Annotated in this window: 21 protein-coding genes; 14 read left to right on the top strand and 7 right to left on the bottom strand. The window is 68.8% G+C overall.

Annotated features, from left to right (window positions below):
• Positions 1–20: 20 nt before the first annotated feature.
• Both EYW49_RS09870 and EYW49_RS09865 read left to right on the top strand, forming a co-directional pair.
• Complete coding sequence (locus EYW49_RS09870) at positions 21–914, top strand: aldose 1-epimerase family protein (RefSeq protein WP_131309009.1); 894 nt, start codon at positions 21–23, stop codon at positions 912–914.
• Positions 915–1,020: 106 nt separating this feature from the next.
• Positions 1,021–1,359 carry a rhodanese-like domain-containing protein gene (locus tag EYW49_RS09865; RefSeq protein WP_131309006.1) on the top strand — a complete coding sequence of 113 codons (339 nt, stop codon included), beginning with the start codon at positions 1,021–1,023 and terminating at the stop codon, positions 1,357–1,359.
• A gap of 3 nt (positions 1,360–1,362) precedes the next feature.
• Here EYW49_RS09865 and EYW49_RS09860 read toward each other — a convergent pair whose 3' ends face one another.
• A complete protein-coding gene (locus EYW49_RS09860; protein WP_228259555.1) occupies positions 1,363–3,189 on the bottom strand; it encodes a GGDEF domain-containing protein in 1,827 nt (608 codons plus the stop codon).
• A 227-nt stretch (positions 3,190–3,416) separates the two neighbouring features.
• Here EYW49_RS09860 and EYW49_RS09855 point away from each other — a divergent pair, with 227 nt between their 5' ends.
• From EYW49_RS09855 to EYW49_RS09835, 5 genes are all read left to right on the top strand, one after another.
• The gene (locus tag EYW49_RS09855) at positions 3,417–5,009 is read left to right on the top strand and encodes an ArnT family glycosyltransferase (RefSeq protein WP_131309003.1); all 1,593 of its coding nucleotides are present in this window, start codon (positions 3,417–3,419) and stop codon (positions 5,007–5,009) included.
• Positions 5,009–5,719 carry a DNA/RNA nuclease SfsA gene (sfsA, locus tag EYW49_RS09850; protein ID WP_131309000.1) on the top strand — a complete coding sequence of 237 codons (711 nt, stop codon included), beginning with the start codon at positions 5,009–5,011 and terminating at the stop codon, positions 5,717–5,719. Before EYW49_RS09855 ends, sfsA begins: the two co-directional genes overlap by 1 nt.
• 144 nt (positions 5,720–5,863) lie before the next feature.
• Positions 5,864–6,691 (top strand): type I methionyl aminopeptidase, encoded by an 828-nt coding sequence (gene map, locus EYW49_RS09845; protein WP_131309150.1) that lies wholly within the window; start codon positions 5,864–5,866, stop codon positions 6,689–6,691.
• A 43-nt stretch (positions 6,692–6,734) separates the two neighbouring features.
• The gene (radC, locus tag EYW49_RS09840; RefSeq protein WP_131308997.1) at positions 6,735–7,451 is read left to right on the top strand and encodes a RadC family protein; all 717 of its coding nucleotides are present in this window, start codon (positions 6,735–6,737) and stop codon (positions 7,449–7,451) included.
• Between the two features lie 149 nt (positions 7,452–7,600).
• On the top strand, positions 7,601–9,706 hold the full coding sequence (locus tag EYW49_RS09835; RefSeq protein ID WP_131308994.1) for a methyl-accepting chemotaxis protein: 2,106 nt from the start codon (positions 7,601–7,603) through the stop codon (positions 9,704–9,706).
• A 118-nt stretch (positions 9,707–9,824) separates the two neighbouring features.
• Here the strand turns inward: EYW49_RS09835 and EYW49_RS09830 are convergent, their stop codons facing one another.
• The 4 genes from EYW49_RS09830 to EYW49_RS09815 all read right to left on the bottom strand — a co-directional run bounded on the left by EYW49_RS09830 (position 9,825) and on the right by EYW49_RS09815 (position 11,787).
• Positions 9,825–10,253, bottom strand: coding sequence for a cupin domain-containing protein (locus EYW49_RS09830; protein WP_131308991.1), 429 nt, complete (start codon positions 10,251–10,253; stop codon positions 9,825–9,827).
• 327 nt (positions 10,254–10,580) lie between these two features.
• Positions 10,581–10,892 carry a hypothetical protein gene (locus EYW49_RS09825; RefSeq protein ID WP_131308988.1) on the bottom strand — a complete coding sequence of 104 codons (312 nt, stop codon included), beginning with the start codon at positions 10,890–10,892 and terminating at the stop codon, positions 10,581–10,583.
• Positions 10,893–11,010: 118 nt separating this feature from the next.
• Complete coding sequence (locus EYW49_RS09820) at positions 11,011–11,322, bottom strand: hypothetical protein (protein WP_131308986.1); 312 nt, start codon at positions 11,320–11,322, stop codon at positions 11,011–11,013.
• 165 nt (positions 11,323–11,487) lie between these two features.
• Positions 11,488–11,787 carry a hypothetical protein gene (locus tag EYW49_RS09815; RefSeq protein ID WP_131308983.1) on the bottom strand — a complete coding sequence of 100 codons (300 nt, stop codon included), beginning with the start codon at positions 11,785–11,787 and terminating at the stop codon, positions 11,488–11,490.
• A gap of 449 nt (positions 11,788–12,236) precedes the next feature.
• Here EYW49_RS09815 and EYW49_RS09810 point away from each other — a divergent pair, with 449 nt between their 5' ends.
• From EYW49_RS09810 to EYW49_RS09800, 3 genes are all read left to right on the top strand, one after another.
• A complete protein-coding gene (locus EYW49_RS09810; RefSeq protein ID WP_206365436.1) occupies positions 12,237–13,718 on the top strand; it encodes a circularly permuted type 2 ATP-grasp protein in 1,482 nt (493 codons plus the stop codon).
• A 47-nt stretch (positions 13,719–13,765) separates the two neighbouring features.
• A complete protein-coding gene (locus tag EYW49_RS09805; protein ID WP_131308980.1) occupies positions 13,766–14,710 on the top strand; it encodes an alpha-E domain-containing protein in 945 nt (314 codons plus the stop codon).
• Between the two features lie 72 nt (positions 14,711–14,782).
• On the top strand, positions 14,783–15,595 hold the full coding sequence (locus EYW49_RS09800; protein WP_131308977.1) for a transglutaminase N-terminal domain-containing protein: 813 nt from the start codon (positions 14,783–14,785) through the stop codon (positions 15,593–15,595).
• A 77-nt stretch (positions 15,596–15,672) separates the two neighbouring features.
• Here EYW49_RS09800 and EYW49_RS09795 read toward each other — a convergent pair whose 3' ends face one another.
• A complete protein-coding gene (locus EYW49_RS09795) occupies positions 15,673–15,852 on the bottom strand; it encodes a hypothetical protein (protein WP_131308974.1) in 180 nt (59 codons plus the stop codon).
• Positions 15,853–16,417: 565 nt separating this feature from the next.
• Between EYW49_RS09795 and EYW49_RS09790 the strand changes: the two genes are divergently transcribed.
• Positions 16,418–17,167: a peptidase gene (locus EYW49_RS09790; protein ID WP_131308970.1), complete on the top strand. Its 750-nt coding sequence runs from the start codon at positions 16,418–16,420 to the stop codon at positions 17,165–17,167.
• A 61-nt stretch (positions 17,168–17,228) separates the two neighbouring features.
• Here the strand turns inward: EYW49_RS09790 and EYW49_RS09785 are convergent, their stop codons facing one another.
• Positions 17,229–17,510, bottom strand: coding sequence for an usg protein (locus EYW49_RS09785; RefSeq protein ID WP_131308967.1), 282 nt, complete (start codon positions 17,508–17,510; stop codon positions 17,229–17,231).
• A 353-nt stretch (positions 17,511–17,863) separates the two neighbouring features.
• Here EYW49_RS09785 and groES point away from each other — a divergent pair, with 353 nt between their 5' ends.
• The 3 genes from groES to EYW49_RS09770 all read left to right on the top strand — a co-directional run bounded on the left by groES (position 17,864) and on the right by EYW49_RS09770 (position 21,390).
• Positions 17,864–18,151, top strand: coding sequence for a co-chaperone GroES (gene groES / locus EYW49_RS09780; protein WP_131308964.1), 288 nt, complete (start codon positions 17,864–17,866; stop codon positions 18,149–18,151).
• Between the two features lie 52 nt (positions 18,152–18,203).
• Positions 18,204–19,841 carry a chaperonin GroEL gene (gene groL, locus EYW49_RS09775; protein ID WP_131308961.1) on the top strand — a complete coding sequence of 546 codons (1,638 nt, stop codon included), beginning with the start codon at positions 18,204–18,206 and terminating at the stop codon, positions 19,839–19,841.
• A gap of 199 nt (positions 19,842–20,040) precedes the next feature.
• On the top strand, positions 20,041–21,390 hold the full coding sequence (locus EYW49_RS09770) for an ArsB/NhaD family transporter (protein ID WP_131308958.1): 1,350 nt from the start codon (positions 20,041–20,043) through the stop codon (positions 21,388–21,390).
• The last annotated feature ends 53 nt before the right edge of the window (positions 21,391–21,443 follow it).

The raw sequence follows: 21,443 nt of genomic DNA, 5'->3' as shown, positions 1-21,443 counted from the left end.
GCGACAACCGGAGATCCGCCATGTCTCGCTCTTCCCAGACCGTCACGCTGCTCTCCGACGAACTGTCCGCCGATGTCGCTCTGCTCGGCGCCGAACTGACCTGGCTCGACGACGCGGTCGGCAACGCCTACCTGTGGAACGGCGACCCCACCTTCTGGAGCGGCCGCGCGCCGCTCCTGTTCCCGATCGTCGGATCACTCGCCGGCGGCGTCTTCCGCCATCGCGGCCGGACCTACGCCCTGCCGCGCCATGGCTTCGCCCGCACCTCCGTCTTCGAGGTGGTCGAGCGCGGCACCGCCCACACCACCTTGCGCCTCGAGGCGAGCGGCGCCACCCGCGCGGTGTGGCCCTTCGAATTCCGCCTCGACGTCACCCATGCGGTGGCCGGCCGGACGCTCACCACCACCGCCGAGGTCTCCAACACCGGCGACGAAGACATGCCGGTGGCCTTCGGCTTCCACCCGGCCTTCCACTGGCCGCTGCCCTATGCCGGCCCGCGCGCCGCCCACACCCTGACTTTCGAGTCGCCGGAGCCGGCACCGGTCCGCCGTCTCGATGCCGCCGGTCTGCTCCGCCCCGAGGCCCTGCCCTCGCCGGTGATCGGCGACACCTTGCCGATCGACGACGCGCTGTTCGCCGACGACGCCCTGATCTTCGATGCGCTGGCGAGCCGCCGGGTGATCTGGAGCGGCGAAACCGGCGCCCGCCTGATCGTCGACTTCGAGGGCATGCCGCAGCTCGGCCTGTGGTCGAAGCCCGGCGCCGGCTTCCTGTGCATCGAACCCTGGCAGGGCCATGCCGACCCGGTCGGTTTCGCCGGCGAGATCGGCGACAAGCCCGGCAGCGTGACGCTCGCCCCCGGCGAGACCCGGCGCTTCGCGATGGCCGTCACTCTCGATTTCCGCGCGCCCTGAGCGCCGCGATCGGGTTCATCGGTGCCGGCGGACTTGCGGGATGCCCGCGAGCGCCCTATGTATATATTAGAAATTATTCATATGTCGCGCGACGGGAGAGACGTGCATGTTCGGTTTCGGAAAATCCGCCGCCCCGATCGAGACCCTGACGCCGCCGGAGGCCCATCGCCGGGCGGTCGCCGGCGAGATTCTGCTGGTCGACGTGCGCGAGGCCCATGAGTGGGCCGAAGGCCACGTCCCCGGCGCCCATCACGCGCCGCTGTCGAGTCTCGCCACCACCGTCGCGGCGATTCCGACCGACAAGCCGGTGGTGTTCTACTGCCTCGCCGGCGGCCGCTCGGCCAAGGCGATCGAGCTCGCCCGTTCGCTCGGCCTGCCCCACGGCGCCCATGTCGGCGGCGGCATCGGCGCCTGGCGCGCCCACGGCCTGCCGGTCGAGCGCTGAGGGTCAGTCCTCGAAGCGACGCACCACCAGGCCGCTCACCGAACGTTTCGCTTCGCTCTTCAGGTCGGCGATCATCAGGCCGATGCGATCGAGTTCGGCGGTGACCGTACCCGGTTCCAGGGTCAGCACCGCCGCACTGCAGCGCATCAGCGGGTAGTTCCGCAACCGCCCGTCGCGGTCTCGCCCGACGATGCCGCCGTCGCGCCGCTCCTGTTCGGGGTAGAGCGACGCCACCTCGCGGCGGAATTCGCCGAGCAGACGTTCGATCCGCCCCACCGCCTCGTCCGCCGCCGCGCCGATGAAGCCGGCGAAGAAGTCGTCGCCGCCGATGTGGCCGAGGAACACTTCGGTGCCGACGAATTCGCGCCGCAGGCAGTTGGCGAAGGTGGTGATCGCCTCGTCGCCGCGGCGAAAGCCGTAGCGATCGTTGAACGGCTTGAAGTCGTCGAAGTCGAAATAGCAGAACAGCCGTTGCGCGTCGCCGTCGAGCGCGGTGGTCGCGACGTGATCGGCGATCGACAGATTGCCGGGCAGTTCGGTCAGGGGGTTCTGGTCGCGCGCCTGGCGCAGCTGCTTTTCGCTCATGATCTTGACCAGCGCCGCGGTGCTGAGCACGCCGAGATAGCGCTGGTTCTCGGTGACGATCACCCCGTCGGCGCCGGCCGAATGAGTGAAGATGTCGAACAGCCGCGACGCCTCCGATTCCACGTCGGCGATCGGGCAGGGCTGCACGAAGGACGCGACCGAGTGGCCGAAGCCCTTGTTGCGCAGGAGATCGCGACCGAAGGGGTTGTAGATGTGCCGCTTCAGGTCGCGCTCGTGGACGATGCCGCGCGGCACCCCGCCGGCGTCGACCACCGGAAAGAAGCTCTCGGCCGGATGGCAGCGGAACAGCTCGAACACCTGCTCCAGCGTCGAGCCGTCGGCGACGGTCGGCAGCACGGTCAGTTCCGAACGGATCAGCAGCCCGTCGGAGCGCCGCCCGCGGCGATGGCGCGACTGCACCGACACCACATGGGCATAGGTCGACAGGAGATCGCCGATCTCGGTCTGCGGCCGCGCCACGAAATAGCCCTGGACCAGATCGCAGCCCGCCTCGCGGCAGGCGATGTAGTCGGCCTCGGTCTCGATGCCCTCGGCGATCACCCGCACCCCGAGGACATGCGCGAGATCGCTCATCGTACTGACGAACAACAGCTTTCTCTGGCTGGTCGCCATCCCGCGCAGGAAGTGGCCGTCGATCTTCACATAGTCGATGCCGTGATCGCACAGCAGCCGCAGCTCGGCGAAGCCGGTGCCGAAGTCGTCGATCGCCACCCGCATGCCCGTGGACTTGAGACGGCGCAGGAACTCCGGAAACGCCGCATTGGCGAAATGGTCGGCGCGCTCGGACAGCTCGACCACCACCGACGACGGCGACACGCCGGCGCGTCCCACCGCGTCCGCCAGACCGTCGAGGATCTCCAGCTTCGGCGTCACCGCCCGCGCATCGAGGTTCACGAACAGCTTGGCGCCGACCGCTTCGACCTGGGTGAAGCGGGCCAGCGCCCGGGCGTGCAGCATGCGCTCCAGGCGGACGATCTCGCCGCCCTCCGCCGCCAGGTCGAGCAGGTCCCAGGGGTGGGCGAGCCCGAGCCGGTCGTGGCCGCGCATCAGCGCTTCGTGGCCATAGACCCGACCGGTGTGGACTTCGACGATCGGCTGCAGGGCGTGTTCGATCACCAGCTTGGCCAGCGACACCGCGTGTTCGGCGGCGATCGGCGGCATCTGGACGACGTCGCCGGCCGCTTCGTCTCCGACGCCCGCCGCGTCCTTCGACAACAACAACATGGATCGCACTCCCCCCGACGCTCGCAATGCGGAAACTCGTCGATTTCTGCCCGGTTGACGCGATGTTCGCACGCAGGAATTACAGTTAGACTTTCGCAGGGATCTGGGGGATGAACTTTCGATGAAGTCGGGCCACAGGGTTGACGAAACCTTGCCGACGGTCGCCTCTGGCCACGCCGCCCGTCGCGCCTTATGAAGGCGCCCCGGACCCCCTTGCCGAGGCCGCGATGCCCGTATCCGAGACGCCCCGCGACGATGCCGACGCCCTCCGCGGGGCGGTGGCGCTGCTCGTGGCCGGGTTCGTCGCACGCCTCGGGCTGGCTCTGCTGCTCGATCCCGGCCTCGACGAGGCCTATGCCATGGCGGTCTCGGGCCGGTGGCAACTGTCGTGGTTCGACCATCCGCCGATGGCCTTCTGGTGGGTCGCCGGCATGCAGGCGCTGGCCGCGCCGCTGTTCGGCCCCGAGGTGCCGGTGGCTTTCCTGCGGCTGCCCTTCGTCCTCGCCTTCACCGCCACCTCTTGGCTGCTCCACGACCTCACCCGCGTCCTGTGGGGCGCGCGCGCCGCCCTCTGGGCGCTGCTGGCGCTGACCGTGGCGCCGTTCTTCCTGGTCTCGGCCGGATCCTGGCTGGTCCCCGACGGACCGCTGGTGCTGGCCCTGGCGCTGACCGCCCGGATCCTGGTCGAGATCCTGTTCCGCGATCCCGATCCGCGCCGCATGGCGCTGCTGTGGCTCGCCGCCGGGATCGGCCTCGGCCTCGCCGGCCTGTCGAAATACCATGCCGCGCTGTTCGCCCTCGGCGCGCTGGCCTTCCTCGTCGCCACCCCCCATCGCCGGCGGCTGGCGACCTGGGCGCCCTGGGCGGGCGTGGCCCTCGCCGTCGCGGTCGCTTCGCCGGCGCTGATCTGGAACGCCGAGAACGGCTGGGTGTCGTTCCTGTTCCAATCCGCGCGCGGCGGTGGCCGCGGGTGGTCGCTCCTCGGCCCCTTGCGCGCCGTGCTCGGCCAGGCCGCCTATCTCGGCCCCTGGACCCTGATCGCCGCCGCAGCCGCGACCTGGGCGGCCCTGCGCCGCGACCGCGACCGCGCCGGCCCCGCCGCCTTCCTCACCGCCGTGGCGGCGCCGTCGATCGTGCTGTTCACGCTGATCCCGGCCTTCGGCGGCGACGGTCTACCCCATTGGCAGATGCCCGGTTGGCTGTTCCTGCTGCCGCTGCTCGGCCGCGCCATCGCCGAAAACGAGCACCGCTTCGCCCGCCCGGCCCGCGCCTTCGCGATCGCCGCCGCGACGATTCTGGCGCTGGCCGCGGCGCTGATCGCCGGCCTCCGCTTCGCTCCGCCCTCGGCCGAGACCATCGCCCGCCTTCGCCTCGGCGGCTTCCTCGAGGAATCCTTCACCTGGCGCGGTCTGCCCGAGGCGCTCGCCGCCCGCGGTCTGGTGCCGGCGACCGCCGCCGCCGATCCTGCCGACCGCCCGGTGGTCGTCGCCTTCCGCTGGATCGAGGCGGCGCGGATCGGCGCGGCGCTCGGCTCGCGCGCCACCGTCATGGTCTTCGACGCCGATCCGCGCGGCTTCGCCTTCCTCGCCGACCCCGCCGCTCATCTCGGCCGCGACGTGGTGCTGATCGGCCGCCCGCGTCGCTTCGAGCGCGGCCTCGCCGAGGTCGCACCGCTGTTCGACCATGTCGAGGAACTGCCGCCGATCCCGGTGACGCTCGGCTCGACCGTGCTGTTCGAAGCCCGCGTCGCCATCGGCCGGCATCTGCGCGCGCCCTATCCCCTGCCCTATCCGCAGCGCCCGGCGAAGGACCGCGACTGATGCGCCTGCCCCAGCCCCTGGTCGCCGGCCGCCTCCTCCGCCGCTACAAGCGCTTCCTCGCCGACGTCGTGCTCGACGCGAGCGGCGAGACGGTCACCGCCCATTGCGCCAATTCCGGCTCGATGATGGGGCTCGCCCGCCCCGGCGCCCGCGTCCTGCTGTGGCGCTCCCCCGACCCCAAGCGCAAACTCGCCTGGAGCTGGATCCTCGAGGACGTCGACGGCGCCTGGGTGTGCATCGACACCGGCCTGCCCAACGCCGTGGTCGCCGAGGCGATCGCGCAAGGCGCCATCCCGACGCTCGCCGGCTGGGCGACCTTGCGCCGCGAGGTCGCCTACGGCGTCAATTCCCGCGTCGACCTGCTGCTCAAGGATCCGATCCGCGGTCGCGCCTGGGTCGAGGTCAAGAACGTCACCCTGAGCCGTGTGCCGGGCGTCGCCGAATTCCCCGACGCGCGCACCACCCGCGGCGCCAAGCACCTCGTCGAACTCTCCGCCCGGGTCGCGGCCGGCGACCGGGCGGTGATGGTCTATCTGGTCGATCGCTCGGACTGCGCCCGCTTCCGCCTCGCCGCCGACATCGACCCGGCCTATGCGCTGGCCTTCGCGGCGGCCCGCGCCGCCGGCGTCGAGGCGATCGCCTGGGCGACGCGGATCACCGAGGAGACCATCGTGGTCGAGCGGGAGATCCCGATCGACGGGCTCGGCTGACGCCGCCTTTGCCCCGGCGACCTCGCCGCACTATATTGCGCCGGGCACCGCTCGGCCGAACGCCGCCGCCGCGCCGCAGTTCCGTTCCGAGACGCGCCGGGATCCCCCCGCACGATCGAGAGCCACAGGGTGAAACACGCCGACATGGTCACCTACGTCGATGCCGCCACCGCTCCGCTGAAGAACACCGGAGCCATCCGTCTCTATGGGGCGGATGCCTTCGAAGGGTTGCGGCGCGCCGGCCGCTTCGCCGCCGAATGCCTCGACGCGGTGACCGAGCTCGCCCGCCCCGGGGTCACCACCGAGGCCATCGACGACTTCGTCTATCGCTTCGCCCTCGATCGCGGCGCCCTGCCGGCGACCCTGAACTACCGCGGCTACGGCAAGAGCGTCTGCACCTCGCTCAACCACGTGGTCTGCCACGGCATCCCCAACGACAAGCCGATGCGCGACGGCGACATCGTCAACATCGACGTGACCTTCGTGGTCGACGGCTGGCACGGCGATTCCTCGCGCATGTACCCGATCGGCGAGGTCAAGCGCGCCGCCGAGCGGCTGATCGACGTGACGTACGAGAGCCTGATGCTCGGCATCGCCGCGGTGAAGCCCGGCGCCACCACCGGCGACATCGGCTATGCCATCCAGACCTTCGTGGAGGCCGAGCGCTGCTCGGTGGTGCGCGACTTCTGCGGCCACGGCATCGGCCGGCTGTTCCACGACACGCCCAACATCCTGCACTACGGCATTCCCGGCGAAGGCGTCGAGCTCAGGCCCGGCATGGTCTTCACCATCGAGCCGATGGTCAACCTCGGCCGCCCCCACGTGAAGGTGCTCGCCGACGGCTGGACCGCGGTCACCCGCGACCGCTCGCTGTCGGCCCAGTTCGAGCACATGGTCGGCGTCACCGAGACCGGCTGCGAGATCTTCACGCTGTCGCCGAAGGGTCTTCACAAGCCCCCCTATCGCATCTGACAATGGCCGAGGGGCGAGCGGGGGAATCGGGGAGGCGGACCGCATGAGCGGATTCGACGAGGTGCCGGCCGTCACACCTCCGTCCGGCGACGCCCATTGGCTGGGCCACCGCGAGCGCCTCAAGGCGCGCTTCCGCGACGCCGGCGGCGATGCCCTGCCCGACTACGAGTTGCTCGAACTGGTGCTGTTCCGTTCGATCCCGCGGCGCGACGTCAAATCCCTCGCCAAGACCCTGATCGCCCGCTTCGGCTCCTTCGCCGAGGTGCTCGGCGCACCGGAACAGCGGCTGCGCGAGATCCCCGGGATCGGCGAGGCGGTGGCCACCGACCTGAAGCTGGTGCGCGCCGCCGGCTTGCGCATGGCCAAGGGCGAGGTCGCCAAGAAGACAGTGCTGTCGTCGTGGTCCCAGGTGATCGACTACTGCCGCTCGGCGATGGCCTTCGAGACCCGCGAGCAGTTCCGCATCCTGTTCCTCGACAAGCGCAACGGCCTGATCTCCGACGAGGTCCAGCAGACCGGCACCGTCGACCACACGCCGGTCTACCCGCGCGAGATCGTCAAACGGGCGCTGGAACTGTCGGCCAGCGCCATCATCCTGGTGCACAACCACCCGTCCGGGGACCCGACGCCGTCGACCGCCGACATCCAGATGACCCGCCAGATCGTCGACATCGCCAAGTCGCTGGGCATCTCGGTGCACGACCACATCGTCATCGGCCGCGAAGGCCACGCCAGCTTCAAGGGCCTGAAGCTGCTGTGACCCCGGCCGGAGCGGCGCCGACGCGGCGCGCTTCGGCAGATGAACATGACGTAACGTAATCTAGCACAAAGGATAGTTGCGTTCACTCGACCTTAATCGGGCTCTCCGATGGTGCAGCCATGTAACGTGGCTTCGTATCCGGGTGATAAATGGCTATCCTGCGCACACTCTCGATCAAATGGGTCCTCGGACTCTTCCTGGGCGCCATGGGTCTCGTGGTATTTACTTACGGCGGGATCGACCTCAAGGGTTCGATCAAACGCCAATCGGCGGCTGAGGCGATTCTGTCGTCGAGCCGGTCGAGCCGGATTCTCCTGTCGACCCTGCTCACCACCCGCCTCGAGCGCGGCGCCCTCGGCTCGGCCCTGTCCGGCGAAGCCGCCGCCGACGGGGCCCAGCTCGCCAAGATCGCCGACTATCGCAAGACCATCGAAGGCGGCTATCGCGAGGTGATCGCCCAGATCGAAGCCGCCGCCCTGCCCGGTCCGCTCGCCACCCTGCCGCGTCTGCGCGACGCCCAGGCGGCGATGGTCCGCCTCCAGCCCGAGTTTGACCGCGAGGCCCGCACCCCCAAGGCCTCCCGCAATCCGCAGGCGCAACAGACCGAACTGGCGACCTATCAGGCCTTCTTCGATGCCCTGACCGCCACCACCGATGCGGTCGACGCCTCGGCCGGCAACACCGACAAGACCGTCGACCAGTATCTGGCGATCAAGCGCGCCGCTTGGGCGACCCGCGTCCAATACGGCGTCACGCAGGGTCGCGCCCAGTTCACCGTCGCCGCCGGTCGGGCCTGGACGCCGACCGAGGCCGCGGCGGCCTTCGAGGATCGCGGCCGCGCCCTCGGCGCCTGGACCGTGGTCAAGGAGGCGGCGTCCGCCGACGGTGTCGCCGACGTGGTCCGCGCCGCCTTCCGCAAGGCCGACGAGGGCAACTTCTCCGGACCGGCGTGGGCCGATACGGTGCGCCTGTTCGAGGCGCTGGCCACCGGCCAGCCGGCCGGCATCGACATCAAGGACCTGCAGCCGCGCGACACCGCCCGCGCCGGCCTGGTCGTCGATCTCGCCAACGTCGCCCTCGACCAGATGGTGCTGCGCGCCGAACAGGTCGTCGCCGAGGCGCGCGGCGCCTTCGCCCTGTCGATCGCCGCGCTCGCCGCCTCGCTGCTGCTGGTCGCCGGCGGCATCGTCGTGGTCCAGCGCCGCATCAGCCGTCCGCTCCAGCGCATGAACGAGACCATGCGCCGCCTCGCCGAGGGCGACGAAGCAGCGATCGTCCCGTCGCTCGAGCGCGGCGACGAGATCGGCGAGATGGCCCGCGCCGTCCAGGTCTTCAAGGAGAGCCTGGCGCGCAACAAGGAACTCGAGGCCGCCACCCACGATCTGCAGCAGCAGGCCGAGGTGCGCCGTCGCCAGACCATGCTGTCGCTCGCCGACGATCTCGAACGGGCGGTCGGCGCCGCGGTGACCACCCTGTCGTCGTCGGCCGACGAGATGCAGTCCACGGCGCGGGCGATGAGCGATTCGGCCACCGCCACTCTCGCCCAGTCGACCTCGGTCGCCGCCGCCGCCGAACAGGCCTCGACCAACGTCGCGGCGGTCGCCGGCGCGGCGGAGGAACTCGGCACCTCGGTCCAGGAGATCGGCCGTCAGGTCGAACATTCGGTCGGGCGCGCCCGCTCGGCGGTCGAAGCGGCGCGCTCCGCCGCCGAGATCATCGGCGAACTCGAGACCGCCGCCTCGCGGATCAACGCCATCGTCGACCTGATCTCCGACATCGCCGGCCAGACCAACCTCCTCGCCCTCAACGCCACCATCGAGGCGGCGCGGGCCGGCGAAGCGGGCCGCGGCTTCGCGGTGGTCGCGGCCGAGGTCAAGGAACTCGCCACGCAGACGTCGCGGGCGACCACCGAGATCGGCCAGCAGGTCGCCGCCATCCAGGCGACCACCGACCGCGCGGTGACGGCGATCGGCGGCGTCGCGACCACCGTCCAGGAGATCAACGCCTCCGCCGAACAGATCGCCGCGACCGTCGACCAACAGGGCCAGGCGACCAACGAGATCGTCACCAGCGTCACCCAGGCCTCGGTCGGCGCCGACGGTGTGACTTCGATCATCGCCGACGTCGCCCAGGCCGCCGGACGCACCGGCGACGGCGCCCGCCGCGTGCTCGACGTGTCGGGCGAAGTGGCCGGTCACGCCGCCGATCTCCACACCAAGGTGGTCGGCTTCCTGGCGACCATCCGCGCCGCCTGAGCGCACCGATCCTCGCGCAGATCAGAAGAGGGCGGTCCCGTACGGGGCCGCCCTTTCGCGTTCCGGGCCGGGGTCGAAAGCATCGCCCGACCGATGGTCGCGGCGCGTCCCGGTCGCGTCACTGCTGCGCGGCGATGACGTCCAGGAACACCAGCGGTTCGCTGCCGGCGTTCTTCAGCGCATGGGACTCGCCCTTGCGGGCGATGGTGATGTCGCCGGCCTTGACCGGGCTCTCCTTGCCGGCGGTGTCGGTGAAGATGCCTTCGCCGGAGATGATGATGTAGGCGTCTTCGTTGGCGTCGTGCTTGTGCAGGCCGACCGACGCGCCGGGCTTCAAGGTCATCCAGCCGATCTCCTTGATCGCCTCTTCCTTCTTGGTGTCGTTGCGGGTGAAGGAGAACTTGCCGGCCAGCGTGCCCTCGCCGCCGCCGGCCTTCTCGCGATCCCAGGTCTTCAAGGTGTCCTTGAGGAACAGTTGTTCGGCCTGGACGGCGCCCGCCCAGCCGAGGGTTCCCGCGACGAGGGCGAAGATCAGCAGCTTGTTCATGGTGGTTTCCTCTCGGTGAATGCTTGTGCACATTCAGCTACCACTGCGGCAGCCGTCCGGACAAGCCCATGAGCGCACGCCCGGCCCGGTCCGGCGATCGCGCCGGCCGCGCGGGGTCTCAGCCGTCGGGGCGCACCCGCGCGCGCGGCAGGCTCGCGAGCCGTTCGACCACGCTCCGCCGGACCGCGACGAACATCTCCCAGATGATCCGCGGCGCGACCGGCCGCCGGCGTGTCCGCCACATCGGGATTGGACCGTTCCCGCGGTTTCGAAGGACCCGAGGTCACCGGACGACGGCGGATCCGCGCAACCGGAGAGTGCAGGCCCTCACCCCGGCATGCCGCCGCCGCCGGTGGCGACACGGTGGGCACAGATCTCCCGCATCTGGCACAGGATCTCGCGGATGTACTCCGGTTCCACCCATTTGTATTCGCAGCGCAGCGACCACCATGCGTCGTAGACGACCTCGGGCGGCGAGGCGATCAGGAAGTCCAGCCATTCGAGCAGCGCCGGACATTGACTCTGGAGGACCATTCCGACGCCGAAGCCGACACAATCCTCGACCGTGTGGCCCCCGTACTCGAGGGCTCCTTGATAGAAGCCTTCGGAGGCTCGTTGAAAGTAGGGAGGAATTTTCATGGAGTCCTCCTTCGGTCGAAGTTCGTCGGGCAGGCGGTGTGGATGCGGAATCCCCGCAACCGTCCGGGGTCGTGTATGAGGACGACGGCGGATCCGCGCAACCGGAGAGTGCAGGCCCTCACCCCGGCATGCCGCCGCCGCCGGTGGCGACACGGTGGGCGCATAGCTCCCGCATCTGGCGCAGGATGTCGCGGATGAACTCCGGATCCTCCCAATCGTACTCGCAGCGCAGCGACGACCACGCTTCGGCGACCACCTCGGGCGGCGAGGCGATCAGGAAGTCCAGCCATTCGAGCAGCGTCGGACATTGGCTCTGAGGGACCGATCCGACGCCGAAGCCGACACAGTCCTCGACCGTGTGGCCACCGTACTCGAGGGCCCCCTGATAGAAGCCTTCGGAGGCTCGTTGAAAGTAGGGAGGAATTTTCATGGAGTCCTCCTTCGGTCGAAGTTCGTCGGGCAGGCGGTGTGGATGCGGAATCCCCGCAACCGTCCGGGATCATGTGTGAGGGCGACGGCGGACTCGCGCAACCGGTGGGTGCAGACCCTCACCCCGGCATGCCGCCGCTCGCCGTTTCGAACGGATCGAGAGTCCTCATGGTCGCGGCCCTCGATCTGCCCGAGCGCGCAACCGATCGCGACAATCGGCGAGCATCAGCATCAAGCCTTCGGCATGCGAGAACAGCACACTGGTCGGCGATTCCTCCCACACGCGCTCACAGACGTCCGGCCCGCTCGTCAACAGTGTGTCGATGAAGTCCGCCAGTTCTCGACAGTCGCCGACCGGAACTTCGTCGACGACCGCATCGACCGCGGCTTCGAACGTGCCGTGAAACTCGACCACATCCTGGTGGAACGCACCGGCGAAGTTCCGGAAGACCATCGGCATGGGCATTTTGATGCTCCGTCAGTCATTCGTCGGGAAGGCCGACCGGATGCGAAATCGTTTTGCGAATCTCCCATCGTGAACGATGACGACGTCCACGCAGGTCGTTACGCGAATATGAGGGTCAGAACGCAGACTCGTTCTGAAAGCCCCACGGCCGGTAGGGATTCGAAATATCCCCTCATACGCGATTTCCGCACGGCGCCGGACGACGGGAATCGCCGCGCCGGATCTCCCCGCCCGCGCCGCCCGCGGCCACCGCGAGCGCCCCGCCGGCGCGCGCTCGGACCGCGCCCGAAATCCTGCCCAAACCTTGGGCAATCCGCCGGAACCCTGAGCAAAATCAGCCGTTTTTCCCATTTTCCTGACCGCCGAAGTCGCTTGCGCGCGAGATTTTCCGGGTCGAAGATGATCCTCGAAGCACGCGCTCGACGTGCCGTGCGAGGGAGAGGCGAGCGATGACGACCACGGCCTTCGACGAGATGACCGGCTTCGGCGGCGAGTGCCGACAGGGCTACGAGATCGTCGAGACCTGGCTGCGCGACACACCCGTCGAGTTGTTGCGCCAGCGCCGCCACGAGGCCGAACTCCTGTTCCGCCGCATCGGCATCACCTTCGCGGTCTATGGCGACGCCGAGGGCGAGGAACGCCTGATCCCCTTCGACATCGTGCCGCGGATCATCACCAACCTCGAATGGGAACGCCTCGCCGCCGGCCTGCGCCAGCGCGTCACCGCGCTCAACATGTTCTTGAAGGACGTCTATTCCAAAGGCGAGATCGTCAAGGCCGGCATCGTTCCGGAGGACCTGATCTACCGCAATCCCTGCTACCGACCGGAAATGCAGGGCATCACCCTGCCCCACGACATCTGGGTGTCGATCGCCGGCATCGACATCGTCCGCGTCGACGCCGACACCTTCTACGTCCTCGAGGACAATGCCCGCACCCCCTCCGGCGTCTCCTACATGTTGGAGAACCGTGAGGTGATGCTGCGGCTGTTCCCGGAACTCTGCGCCCGCCACCGCATCGCCCCGGTCGAGAACTACGCCGACGACCTGCTCGCCACCCTGAAGTCGATGGCCCCGCGCACCGCCGCCGCCGATCCGACCGTCGGGCTCCTGACCCCCGGCCCGTTCAATTCCGCCTATTACGAGCACTCGTTCCTCGCCGACAAGCTCGGCGCCGAGCTGGTCGAGGGCTCGGATCTCTATGTGCGCGAGAACATCGTCTACATGCGCACCACCGAAGGGCCGAAGCGCGTCGACGTGATCTATCGCCGCCTCGACGACGACTTCATCGACCCCCTCGCCTTCCGCCCGGATTCGGTGCTCGGCGTGCCCGGATTGATGGCCGCCTACCGCGCCGGCAACGTCACGCTGGCCAATGCCGTCGGCACCGGCGTCGCCGACGACAAGGCGGTCTATTCCTACATGCCGGAGATCATCCGCTTCTACACCGGCAAGGACGCGATCCTGTCGAACGTCCCGACCCATCGCTGCCGCGAGCCGGACGCCCTGAAATACGTCCTCGACCACCTGCCCGAACTGGTGGTCAAGGAGGTCGACGGCTCCGGCGGCTACGGCATGCTGGTCGGCCCCAAGGCCGACAAGGCCAAGATCGAGACCTTCCGCGCCAAGCTCAAGGCCCACCCGGAGAAGTTCATCGCCCAGCCGACCCTGGCGCTGTCGACTTGCCCGACCTTCGTCGACGAAGGCGTCGCCCCGCGCCACGTCGATCTCCGGCCCTATGTGCTGACCGGCGCCGACGGCGTGCGCATCGTCCCCGGCGGACTGACCCGCGTCGCCCTCGAATCCGGCTCGCTGGTGGTCAATTCGAGCCAGGGCGGCGGCACCAAGGACACCTGGATCGTCGACGTCGCCCGCACCTTCGCCCAGCAGTCGCAACAGCAACAGCAGCAGCAGTCCGCCCCCCGCGCCTGATATCCACGACGGAGCGCGCCCGCCCGCGCCATCCCAGGACGACGCCCATGCTCAGCCGCACCGCCGACAGTCTGTTCTGGCTCTCTCGCTACGTCGAGCGCGCCGAGAACACCGCCCGGATCATCGACGCCGCCCACCGCTTGGCCGCCCTGCCGAGCAGCTACGGCGCCACCGGCAACGAATGGGAATCGGCGCTGGCCGCCACCGGCTGCCTTGAGCTGTTCACCGAGGTCTACGGCGAAGAGGCGACCGCCGAGAGCGCCGTCGACTTCCTCGCCTTCTCGCCGGCCAATCCCTCGTCGATCAAGAACTGCCTGGAGATCGCCCGCTTCAACGCCCGCGCGGTGCGCACCGCGCTGACCGCCGAGATGTGGGAGACGATCAACACCGCCTGGCTCGAACTCAAGGGCTATGGCCTCGGCGAGCTCGACCTCGGCCGGCTCTCCGACTTCCTGCGCTTCGTCAAGCGCACCTCGCTGGCCTTCGACGGCTCGGCCTACCGCACCATGCTCCGCAACGACGCCTATTGGTTCTCGCGCCTCGGCGTCTACATCGAGCGCGCCGACGCCACCGCCCGCCTGCTCGACGTCAAGTATCACGTGCTGCTGCCCCCCGAAGCGGCGGTCGGCGGCAGCCTCGACTACTTCCAGTGGTCGGCGATCCTGCGCGCCGTCTCCGCCCAGACCTCCTATCACTGGGTCTACCGCCAGAGCCTCAAGCCCTGGCTGGTCGCCGACCTGATGATCCTCAATCCGCAGATGCCGCGCTCGCTGGCCTCGTGCTACGAGAACCTGACCCGCTATCTCGACCAGATCGCTCAGATCTACGGCCGCCAGGGCGCCGCCCAGCGCGCCGCCCGCACCGCCTTCACCAATCTCGAGTCGACCGACATCGACACGGTGATCGCCGGCGGCCTGCACGAGTTCCTGAGCACCTTCGTCGAGGAGAACATCCGCCTGACCAGCCTGATCACCGATCAGTATCTGCTCTGACGCTCGACCGGGCCCGCTCCGCCGGCGACGGCGCCTCCCCCGACTTCGGCACAGCCCACACGAGACCGCCCCATGCGTTTCGCCATCATCCACGAAACGGTCTACCGCTTCGAGCATCCGGCCACCCGCGCCATCCAGACGCTGCGCCTGACGCCGCGCAACACCGACGCCCAGCTCGTCCAGAGCTGGCGCATCGACGTGTCGCAGGACTGCCGGCTGGTGCCGGTCGAGGACGCCTTCGGCAATCTCACCCACACCTTCTCGATCGACGGCCCGATCGACGAACTGTCGATCGTCGCCTCCGGCCGCGTCGCCACCCTCGACACCTCGGGCGTGCTGCGCCACACCCGCGATCGCCTGCCGTTGTCGGCCTATGGCCGCTGCACCGACCGCACCGCGATCGAGACCCCGGTGCGCGACTTCGCCTTCGACACCGCGGTGTCGGCCGGCCCCGACCGGATCGCCGAACTCCATGCCCTGATGGGCGCGCTGCACGAGCGCATCGCCATCGATCCCGAAGCGCCGGAGCGCCGTCCCGCCGAGACCCTCGCGGCCGGCAGCGCCACCGCCCGCGACCTCGCCCATCTGTTCGCGGCCGCGGCCCGTGCCCTCGACATCGCCACCCGGGTGGTCGTCGGCTACGTCTACCGCGGCGACGAGACGGTCGCCGGCGCCCCGCATCTGTGGATCGAGGCCCATCTCGGCCCCGGCCTCGGCTGGGTCGGTTTCGACGCCGTCGAGAACAGCTGCCCGACCGATGCCTGGGTCCGCCTCGCGGTCGGCCTCGACGCCCTCGACGCCACGCCGATTCGCGGCGTGCGCAGCCATCGCGGCGCCGAGACCTGCGAAACCCGCATCACCCTGCGCGAGATCGCCGCCGTCTGAGCAGGCGCCGAAACGGCGAGAGGACCGGAACGCCGATTTCGTTCGGCGTCCGGGCCCCGAGTTTCATGCGTCCGGGATCACTTCGGCGTCCGCTCGAGCAAGACGGGAAGGCTCTTCGCCGAGAACGACGGATGCGGCGTGAGGTCGATGCTCGCGACCCGCCAGCCGTCCTTGGCAAATTCGTTGAGACGGGCCACCAGGAAGTCCGACCGATCACCCTGGTCTTCGAATTCTATCCGCGCGATTCGATATTCCATTTTGATGCCTCCGGGTTCGCGCCGTTCGACGCGCCTGTTCCTGGAGCCCGGTCCGATCGGGCCGAAACGTCCGATCGACGCGACGGGTTCCGCGAGTTTCCCTGTGGCTTCGATCCGAAGCGATCGGTCGAACCCATACCGAGTCGTCGCCCCGTCGCACGCGGGCGAAGCCCCGACCCGACATCCATAGGCTGTCGCCCGCAGACGCGGGAGAATCGGAATCTACCCAGGGGAAAGGGCTACCACCGGCCGATTTCGCCGGGATTCGGCTCCTCCGCCGGCAACCGGACGACGGGCGCGGCCGCGCGACCGTCGTCCGGTCCGCCGACGCCTTCGACGCCACGCCGATCCGCCGCCGGCACCGTCATCGCGGCGCCGGGACCTTTGAAACGCACCGCCTGCACACCGTCGCCGCCGCGCGAGCGCCCCGAGGGCCGTCGGATGCGGTCGCGGAGGCCCGCGGTTGCATGCCGCCCGCCGCATCCCTATGGTCCGGCGAGAAACGAGGGCCGGCCGGTCCGGGTCGGGCCCATGCTCGGCGGTCGGCCGTGTTCCGGGGGGAACGATGACCTATTGTGTGGGAATTCTGGTCCGCGACGGACTGGTGATGATCGCCGACACCCGCACCAACGCCGGGCTCGACAACATCGCCACCTTCCGCAAGCTCAACGTCTTCGAAAAGCCCGGCGACCGCGTGTTGACGCTGGCCACCGCCGGCAATCTGGCGATCTCCCAGTCGGTGGTGTCCCTGGTCACCGAAGGCATCGAGAACCCCGAGACCGGCGAGACCGACACGATCTGGAACCAGCCGTCGATGTTCCGCTCGGCGCAGCTGGTCGGCCGGGCGATCCGCGAGGTCTACCGCCTCGACGGCCCGATGCTGGAGAAGAAGAACCTCACCTTCGACGTCTCCATGCTGCTCGGCGGCCAGATCAAGGGCGGGCGCCTGCGCCTGTTCATGGTCTATGCCGCCGGCAACTTCATCGAGGCCACCGCCGACACGCCCTATCTGCAGATCGGCGAGCACAAATACGGCAAGCCGATCCTCGATCGCGCCGTCAAATACGACTACGATCTGCACGACGCGCTGAAGCTCGGGCTGATCTCGATGGACAGCACCATGCGCTCCAATCTCGGGGTCGGCATGCCGATCGACTTCGCGGTGGTCCGTCGCGACGGCCTCGGCGCCGAGGCCAGCCATCGCATCGAGGCGGGCGAGCCCTATTTCCACGACCTGCGCGAACGCTGGTCGGCGGCCCTGCGCAAGGCCCATCAGGACATTCCGCGCCCGCCCTACGGGCCGCGCGAATCCTGATCGCCCGTCGCCCCCGCGCCGATCCGATCGCGCGCGCCATCGGATCGGGCGGGACGCCTGCTCAATGCAGCACCAGGACCCCGTCGACCCGGCGCCATTCTGCCGGGCCGATCAGCTTGGCGTGGGCAACTTCGACCGAGTGGATCGGGCCCTCGATCTCCCGATCCCAGAACTCCAGGAAGCGCCGCAGCTCGGGAAACTCCGGCGCGACGTCGTAGTGCTGCCACAGGAAACTCTGTAGAAAGACCGGCCGATCGGGCATCCGATAAAGGATGTGGGCGGTGGTGAGCGAGAAGCCGTCGAGCTGACGGCGGAAGGCGTCGTCGATCACGCGATTCGGCATGGGTGACATCTCCTCTCGGGCACGGTCGACGCCCCGCGCGCCGACGCCACTCCCCATGCAAGATCGGAGCCGCCTTTGTGGTTCCCTTTCAAGGGCTTGGCAGCCGATCCCGGAGACTGCTGACAGCCCGGCCCGTGCGGCCTGTTCACCATTGTTGGCACTCGCTGTCGACGAGTGCCAGATTTTTCACGCCGCCCCCTTGATCACCGCGGAGAGATCGCCCAAGTGAGCGTCACCGGCACCGGACGCGTCCGGCCCTGGCGGCTTCGTGTCGCCGGCGGTCGCGCCGAAGGCCGGGCGCGGGTCCCCTCGGGGCCCCGCCATCCCCTTCGGATAGTCTCGAGGAGAAGTCCATGAAGTTCCGCCCGCTGCACGATCGGGTCGTCGTCAAGCGTATCGAAGCCGAGCAGAAGACCGCCGGTGGAATCATCATCCCGGACACCGTCAAGGAGAAGCCGCAGGAAGGCGAGATCGTCGCCGTCGGTCCCGGCGCCCGTGACGACAAGGGTGCGCTCGTCCCGCTGAGCGTCAAGGCCGGCGACAAGGTGCTGTTCGGCAAGTGGTCCGGCACCGAGGTCAAGATCGACGGCCAGGACCTCCTGATCATGAAGGAAGCGGACATCCTCGGCGTCGTCGCCTGAGCCGTCCGCCTCTGCCTTCCGACCTCTTCCTCTCTACGAACAGGAGCCCCTCATGGCTGCCAAAGACGTCAAGTTCTCCGTGGACGCGCGCGAAAAGATGCTGCGCGGCGTCGACATCCTCGCCAACGCGGTGAAGGTCACCCTCGGCCCCAAGGGCCGCAACGTGGTGATCGAAAAGTCCTACGGCGCGCCGCGCATCACCAAGGACGGCGTCACCGTCGCCAAGGAAGTCGAGCTCGAGGACAAGTTCGAGAACATGGGCGCCCAGCTGGTGCGCGAAGTGGCCTCGAAGACCAACGACATGGCCGGTGACGGCACCACCACCGCGACGATCCTCGCCCAGGCGATCGTCAAGGAGGGCGCCAAGGCGGTCACCGCCGGCATGAACCCGATGGATCTGAAGCGCGGCATCGATCTCGCCGTCACGGCCGTCGTCGCCGACATCAAGGCGCGCGCCAAGAAGGTGACCTCGAACGCCGAGATCGCCCAGGTCGGCACCATCTCCGCCAACGGCGACGAAGAGATCGGCAAGTTCCTCGCCGACGCCATGGCCAAGGTCGGCAACGAAGGCGTCATCACCGTCGAGGAAGCCAAGTCGCTGACCACCGAACTCGACGTCGTCGAGGGCATGCAGTTCGACCGCGGCTATCTCTCGCCCTACTTCGTGACCAACGCCGAGAAGATGCGCGCCGAGCTCGAGGACCCCTACATCCTCATCCACGAGAAGAAGCTGTCGTCGCTCCAGGCGATGCTGCCGATCCTCGAGGCGGTGGTCCAGACCGGCAAGCCGCTGCTGATCGTCGCCGAAGACGTCGAGGGCGAGGCGCTCGCCACGCTCGTCGTCAACAAGCTGCGCGGCGGCCTGAAGATCGCCGCCGTCAAGGCGCCGGGCTTCGGTGATCGTCGCAAGGCGATGCTGGAAGACATCGCCATCCTCACCAACGGCCAGGTCATCTCCGAAGACCTCGGCGTCAAGCTCGAGAACGTGACGCTCGACATGCTCGGCCGCGCCAAGAAGGTGACGATCGAGAAGGAGAACACCACGATCGTCGACGGCTCCGGCGCCAAGACCGAGATCGAGGCGCGCGTCGCCCAGATCAAGGCCCAGATCGAAGAGACCACCTCCGACTACGACCGCGAGAAGCTCCAGGAGCGCCTGGCCAAGCTCGCCGGCGGCGTCGCGGTGATCCGCGTCGGCGGCGCCACCGAGACCGAAGTCAAGGAGAAGAAGGACCGCGTCGACGACGCCATGCACGCCACGCGTGCGGCCGTCGAAGAAGGCATCCTGCCGGGCGGCGGCGTCGCCCTGCTGCGCGCCATCAAGGCCCTGGACGCGGTCGTCACCGCCAACGCCGACCAGAAGACCGGCGTCGACATCGTCCGCAAGGCGATCACCGCCCCGGCCCGTCAGATCGCCATCAACGCCGGCGACGACGGCTCGATCGTGGTCGGCAAGATCCTCGAGAACGAGGACGGGGCCTTCGGCTGGAACGCCCAGACCGGCAAGTACGGCGACATGTACGCCTTCGGCGTCATCGACCCGGCCAAGGTCGTGCGTTGCGCCCTCCAGGACGCGGCCTCGGTCGCCGGCCTGCTGATCACCACCGAAGCGATGATCGCCGAGAAGCCCAAGAAGGATGCCCCCCCGGCGATGCCGGGCGGCGGCGGCATGGGCGGCATGGACTTCTGATCGAAGATCGGAAAGAGAGACATGGAGAGGCGGCCTTCGGGCCGCCTCTTCTGCGTCGGGGGCCCTGCGATGCGCGACGATCGGCGGGACTTGACCTCTCGTATCGATTGAAGTCTGACTCGGGCCGCTCGCCGTGCAGTCTGGTCTCCGTTCGGAAACCGGACGTGTCGATCGGGCGACGGGACCGGGGGGACCGCCGATGATCGCTTCGCCTGCCGACGCCGTGACCGCTGCCACCGTGCTCGGACTGCCCGTTCTGCCCGTGGCCACCGGCGTGTTTCTGGTGACCTACGCCGTGATCCTCACCGAACGCGTCAATCGCGCCCTGGTCGCTCTGGCCGGCGCCGGCGTCCTGGTGCTGACCGGCCTCCTGTCCCAATCCGAAGCCGTCGCGGCGATCGACTTCAACACCATCGGCCTGCTGCTCGGCATGATGGTGATCGTCACCGTCACCAAGGAGACCGGGCTCTTCCAGTACATGGCGCTGAAGGCGGCGCAACTGGTCGCCGCCGAGCCGATCGCCCTGCTGATCATGCTGTCGACGATCACCGCGGTCTGCTCGGCCTTCCTCGACAACGTCACCACCGTCCTGCTGATCGCCCCGGTGACCCTGTCGCTGACCTCGATGTTGAAGATCGACCCTTGGCCCTATCTGATCGGCGCGATCTTCGCCTCCAACATCGGCGGCACCGCGACGCTGGTCGGCGACCCGCCCAACATCATGATCGGTTCGGCCACCGGCCTCGGCTTCAATGCCTTCATCTGGCACCTGACCCCGGTCATCACCGTCATCCATGTGGTGACCGTCGGCCTCCTGGTGCTGGTCTGGCGCAGGGACCTGGTCGCCACGCCCGAGGCCCGCGCCGCGGTGATGGCCATGCATCCCGCCGACGCGCTCCAGGACCGCCGCCTGCTGGTCAACTGCCTCGGCGTGCTGGCGGTGGTGATCGCCGGTTTCGCTCTCCACCACGCCACCGGTCTCGAGGTGGCGAGCATCGCCATGGCCGGTGCCGTGCTGCTGCTGCTGCTCGAGACCTGGAGCCACACCAGCGAGGAGCAACACCACAAGGTCCAGAGCGCCGTCGCCGAGGCCGAATGGGTGACGCTGCTGTTCTTCGTCGGCCTGTTCGTGGTGGTCCACGGGCTGGTCAAGGTCGGGTTGATCGACGCCCTCGCCCATCGCCTGCTCGAGGCGACCGGCGGCAACCTGCTCGCCACCACCATGGCGGTGCTGTGGGGCAGCGCCTTCCTGTCGGCGATCATCGACAACATCCCCTATGTCGCGACGATGATTCCGCTGCTCCAGGCGATGGCGCCGCAGCTCGGCACGCCCGAACACACCGAGGTCCTGTGGTGGTCGCTGTCGGCCGGCGCCTGTCTCGGGGGCAACGGCACGCTGATCGGCGCCAGTGCCAATCTGGTGGTCGCCGGTATCGCCGCCAAGCAGGGCTACATGATCACCTTCCTGCGTTACCTGAAGTTCGGTCTGCCGCTGATGATCGTCAGCATCGCCATCAGTCATCTCTACATCTGGCTGCGCTACTTCTGAACGGGCGCGCCCGACCCGTCCCGCGAGACGGTTGGGGCCCCGCCTCGAAATCG

This window comes from Siculibacillus lacustris (genome assembly GCF_004328075.1).
GTDB lineage: Bacteria > Pseudomonadota > Alphaproteobacteria > Rhizobiales > Ancalomicrobiaceae > Siculibacillus > Siculibacillus lacustris.
The sequence above is the reverse complement of the archived record's forward strand: the minus strand, read 5'-3'. Positions and strand labels throughout refer to the sequence as shown.

Excerpts from the sequence above, each read along its gene's own strand:
- EYW49_RS09870 (WP_131309009.1), top strand. The coding sequence starts at position 21 with ATGTCTCGCTCTTCCCAGACCGTCACGCTGCTCTCCGACGAACTGTCC.
- EYW49_RS09865 (WP_131309006.1), top strand. The coding sequence starts at position 1,021 with ATGTTCGGTTTCGGAAAATCCGCCGCCCCGATCGAGACCCTGACGCCG.
- EYW49_RS09860 (WP_228259555.1), bottom strand. The coding sequence starts at position 3,189 with ATGTTGTTGTTGTCGAAGGACGCGGCGGGCGTCGGAGACGAAGCGGCC.
- EYW49_RS09855 (WP_131309003.1), top strand. The coding sequence starts at position 3,417 with ATGCCCGTATCCGAGACGCCCCGCGACGATGCCGACGCCCTCCGCGGG.
- sfsA (WP_131309000.1), top strand. The coding sequence starts at position 5,009 with ATGCGCCTGCCCCAGCCCCTGGTCGCCGGCCGCCTCCTCCGCCGCTAC.
- map (WP_131309150.1), top strand. The coding sequence starts at position 5,864 with ATGGTCACCTACGTCGATGCCGCCACCGCTCCGCTGAAGAACACCGGA.
- radC (WP_131308997.1), top strand. The coding sequence starts at position 6,735 with ATGAGCGGATTCGACGAGGTGCCGGCCGTCACACCTCCGTCCGGCGAC.
- EYW49_RS09835 (WP_131308994.1), top strand. The coding sequence starts at position 7,601 with ATGGCTATCCTGCGCACACTCTCGATCAAATGGGTCCTCGGACTCTTC.
- EYW49_RS09830 (WP_131308991.1), bottom strand. The coding sequence starts at position 10,253 with ATGAACAAGCTGCTGATCTTCGCCCTCGTCGCGGGAACCCTCGGCTGG.
- EYW49_RS09825 (WP_131308988.1), bottom strand. The coding sequence starts at position 10,892 with ATGAAAATTCCTCCCTACTTTCAACGAGCCTCCGAAGGCTTCTATCAA.
- EYW49_RS09820 (WP_131308986.1), bottom strand. The coding sequence starts at position 11,322 with ATGAAAATTCCTCCCTACTTTCAACGAGCCTCCGAAGGCTTCTATCAG.
- EYW49_RS09815 (WP_131308983.1), bottom strand. The coding sequence starts at position 11,787 with ATGCCCATGCCGATGGTCTTCCGGAACTTCGCCGGTGCGTTCCACCAG.
- EYW49_RS09810 (WP_206365436.1), top strand. The coding sequence starts at position 12,237 with ATGACGACCACGGCCTTCGACGAGATGACCGGCTTCGGCGGCGAGTGC.
- EYW49_RS09805 (WP_131308980.1), top strand. The coding sequence starts at position 13,766 with ATGCTCAGCCGCACCGCCGACAGTCTGTTCTGGCTCTCTCGCTACGTC.
- EYW49_RS09800 (WP_131308977.1), top strand. The coding sequence starts at position 14,783 with ATGCGTTTCGCCATCATCCACGAAACGGTCTACCGCTTCGAGCATCCG.
- EYW49_RS09795 (WP_131308974.1), bottom strand. The coding sequence starts at position 15,852 with ATGGAATATCGAATCGCGCGGATAGAATTCGAAGACCAGGGTGATCGG.
- EYW49_RS09790 (WP_131308970.1), top strand. The coding sequence starts at position 16,418 with ATGACCTATTGTGTGGGAATTCTGGTCCGCGACGGACTGGTGATGATC.
- EYW49_RS09785 (WP_131308967.1), bottom strand. The coding sequence starts at position 17,510 with ATGCCGAATCGCGTGATCGACGACGCCTTCCGCCGTCAGCTCGACGGC.
- groES (WP_131308964.1), top strand. The coding sequence starts at position 17,864 with ATGAAGTTCCGCCCGCTGCACGATCGGGTCGTCGTCAAGCGTATCGAA.
- groL (WP_131308961.1), top strand. The coding sequence starts at position 18,204 with ATGGCTGCCAAAGACGTCAAGTTCTCCGTGGACGCGCGCGAAAAGATG.
- EYW49_RS09770 (WP_131308958.1), top strand. The coding sequence starts at position 20,041 with ATGATCGCTTCGCCTGCCGACGCCGTGACCGCTGCCACCGTGCTCGGA.